2 protein-coding genes are annotated in these 3,848 nt (G+C 31.5%); both read right to left on the bottom strand.

Going from position 1 to position 3,848, the window contains the following annotated elements; translation table 11 throughout:
* Positions 1 to 106 precede the first annotated feature (106 nt).
* The gene (locus BLT80_RS19690; RefSeq protein ID WP_092471243.1) at positions 107 to 478 is read right to left on the bottom strand and encodes a hypothetical protein; all 372 of its coding nucleotides are present in this window, start codon (positions 476 to 478) and stop codon (positions 107 to 109) included.
* A gap of 205 nt (positions 479 to 683) precedes the next feature.
* Entirely contained in the window at positions 684 to 3,674 is a 2,991-nt protein-coding gene (locus BLT80_RS19695) for an ELWxxDGT repeat protein (RefSeq protein WP_092471245.1), read from the bottom strand.
* Between the last annotated feature and the right edge of the window lie 174 nt (positions 3,675 to 3,848).

Below are 3,848 nucleotides of genomic sequence, written 5' to 3' on the forward strand. Positions count from 1 at the left end.
CAAAATCTGGGTTAATATTTGATGCAACATATAAAAGTACGCTAGTGAAAAATTAATGGGATTTTACTTGTTTTTTAGCACAGTACTTTGTTGGCGTTAGTTTTTTTTATTCCGTTAATAATTTATTCAGTCTAGGAAATTCCGTAACAACATTTTTGTCAGTATAATTTCCATATTCAAATCCGACTGATAATAAACCACTTAATGAACCTTTTTGTTTTTCAGTCAGTTTTTCCGCCATTTTTATAAAATCATTTTCTCCGATTCGATAAACCAATTGAGTGGTAACAAAACCTAAATCATAACAACCAGCTCCACCACCACACCAAAATTCGGTCAATTCCGATAATGCGTTTGGGTCTTTATTCAGAGTTTGAGTAATTAATTCCGACAATTTTTTATTCTGCTTGAGTGATTGTCCGACATATAAATCTTGTCCAATTTCAATTCCGTCAACAACTTTTTGTTTACAACTCAAAAGTGTGAAAATCAGCAAGAAATATATTGTTAAGTTCCTCATTTTCAAATTAACGCCAACGTTGTTGTATAAGATTAGTTGCGTGGTTTAAGCACTAAGTTTAGCAAATAAAATACAGATAGAGAATCCGCAAGGACGTTCGTAAGTAGGCTTTTACCAGCAATTAATTTTATACGGTGTTACCACACGTTATTTTTTATTGCAGTTAATGATTTACAATTAATTTTAAGGTCTCAATTTTATTGTCTGTTAAAAAAACTTTCACAAAATAAATTCCTCCACTTAATTTGTTAGTATCATAATTTATACTAGCTAAGTCTTTTTTCGATTCTTTATGCATCATTTTTCCTGATAAATCCCAAATTTCAAATTTTTCAATATTTGAATTTGTAATTGACTCAATTGTTATAAAATTTTCTGTAGGATTTGGATAAAGTCTAACTAAATTAAAATTGTTATTTTCAGTCGCTTCATAATCATTCATGCTTAAGGTCGAAACATCAATATCTGTTACATAAAGTTCGTTACCACTAATGTCATTTCTGGCTCTGAAATATAAGTGATTGTCTGTTGCCCCCATTTCTTCTATTGAATTATAATTTTCAAAATTTGGTCCGTTTAGGATATTTACATCTAATTGTAAAGGTTCATTTAAATTATCATTAGTTATCCAAATTTTATGAGGAAATGATTCAGTTAAGTAGAGAAGGTTGTTGTTATAACAAGTTAAATTTCTTATATATAAAAAGTCTGTAGTATCTGGGCCAGCGACTTGTTCAGTGATGGTACCATTGGTTCTCCATAATTCCTTTTCAGTATTGAAACTATTTTGCACTGGGAAATATACATAGTTACTGCACGTCATTATTAAATCAATGTCTAAGTCTGGCATAGTAGCATGATTAGCACCATCAAATAAAATATTAGTCCCAGAAACTGTACCATTAGTTTTATAAACTGCTTTTCTAAAACTATTAGGGCTTTTCGCTACAAAATATAGTTCATCGTTTAATATTGTTGTAAACTGGATGCTACTATCTATATTATCTCCAAAAGACTGTAGATGGTTAGTGCCAGAGGCTGTACCATCAGAAACCCATACGTCGTGTGGACCATAAGTAGTACCTGAAGTTTCTGCAACAATGATTAGTTTATTATTGACAGTCTTTAAGACTCTCATATCGTTTAAATTAATTATTTTGTTGGTTCCAGATTCAGTTCCATCTGTTGTCCATAGGCCTGAGCCAGAATTATCATTAGCAATGAAATACACTGTATTGTTCAACATGACAAATTCCCTAGCATGACTACCATAATTATAATTTGAACTAGTATTGATGTTTTTTATCATATAGGTGCCAGATTCTGTTCCATCGCTTCTCCATAACTCAAAACCATTAATTCCATCGTTAGCATTGAAGTAAAGAATATCGTTTAAAACTGTAAATTTCTGTTGGTCATTATAGTTTTGCATACTACTTTGATTACCAGTTCTGATGTCTTTTACCATAAAAGTCCCACTATCTGTTCCATCACTTCTCCAAAGTTCATAGCCATGTGTACCATCAATTGCACTAAAATATAAGATACCATTTATTTCTTTCATTTCTGAAGGGTCATCAATACAATTATATCCTGGATTTATATCTTTAACGATTTGCGTTCCACTTTCTGTTCCATCACTTTTAAATAATTGGTTACCATATTCTGTTCCTCTTGCTCTGAAAAACAAGTCACCTCCTACGTTTGTAAATTTACTCGCATTACTACTATTTGAATAATTCAAATCAGCAAAAAAGGAAGTTCCAGTAATTGTTCCGTCTGTAACCCACAACTCATTGCCGTTTGTTTCATTCTTTCCAGTCAAAACTGTAGCATTGTTAACGGTAACAAAACTTTCTTCTAAACCAGAAATGTTACTATCTGTAATATCTGATAACTCAAACGTACCATTTGATGAACCGTCACTAACCCATAATGTTCTGTCAGATGAATTAGTGCTAGTTGTGAAAAATAGAAGCTTGTTATTTACATAGTCTAAATGGAATTTTTCAATCCATACAGATGAATTTCCATCATTAATATCTTTAAGTAAATATGTACCAGTTTCTGTTCCATCTGATTTCCATATTTCAGTTCCATGAATATTGTCATCTGCTAGGAAGTACACTTCATTATTGAATGATATATATTGGCTATTATATGATATACTATTAAAATTTGTATTGTTAATGTTCTTTACCATTGATGTGCCTGCTTCAGTTCCATCGCTTTTCCATAGTTCTGTTCCGTTTATTCCATCATTAGCTTCAAAAATAATTATATTATTGAGTGTGCTCCCTTTCAATGAATTAGCACTTGAGTTAGAACCTATCCTAATATCTTTCACAATAGTTGTTCCAGATTCAGTTCCGTCACTTTTCCATAATTCATAGCCATTAGTTCCATTATCTGCAAAAAAATAAAAGAAGTTATTCAAGGATAAAAATTGATTTCCACTACTTAATCCAGAATAATTTGCATTAATGTCTTTTACCATTGCTGTTCCGGCTTCTGTTCCATCACTTTTCCATAGTTCAGTTCCATTTACTCCATCATTAGCTGTAAAATAGATAATGTTATTAAAAACGAATAAGTTATTTGGACTTCCATTTCCGTTTGAATTAATGTCTTTTATCATAATTGTCCCAGCTTCTGTTCCATCACTTTTCCATAATTCATAGCCATCAACATCATTGGTAGCAGTAAAGAATAGTGTTCCGTTAAAATCAATCAAATTTGTAGGACCATTGTAAGAACTGTTATTATTGGGGCGAATATCTTTAACCATTATTGTACCATTTTCAGTTCCGTCACTTTTCCATAATTCCGAACCATAAACTCCATCGTCAGCTGTAAAATAAAGCGTATTGTTGACAACAACCAAAGAACTTGGACTCGATGAGTTTTGACCATGTTTTATATCCTTAACCATTAAAGTTCCTTCAGAAGTTCCATCTGAATACCATAATTCTCTACCGAAGTTTTCAAATGAACCATCTGTAGCGGTAAAGTAAAAACCATTTTGAAAAGCAACAAAGTTTTGTGGGTCGCTATCTTCGTGATAATTTATTTCAATAAGACTTGCATCTATTGTTTGAGCAGTTAAAATTCTAGTTATCAAAATAAATAATAGAAAAGAAAAATTGTATTTCATAGGTTTGCTTTTTTACGTAATTTTTGTTTAATGTGTGGTAACGGTTTTGTGTATGATTTCGTTGCGTGTTTAAGCACTAAAGTTAGCAAATAAATCACAGATAGAAAGTCCGCGAGGACTTTCGTAAGTTGGCAATAACTAGCAATGAATTATACACGGCTTAAGTTTACAATT

It is taken from the genome of Winogradskyella thalassocola (assembly GCF_900099995.1).
Classification (GTDB): domain Bacteria; phylum Bacteroidota; class Bacteroidia; order Flavobacteriales; family Flavobacteriaceae; genus Winogradskyella; species Winogradskyella thalassocola.

Bases quoted from the DNA above. Each gene is read 5' to 3' on its own strand.
- BLT80_RS19695 (WP_092471245.1), bottom strand. From the start codon at position 3,674: ATGAAATACAATTTTTCTTTTCTATTATTTATTTTGATAACTAGAATT.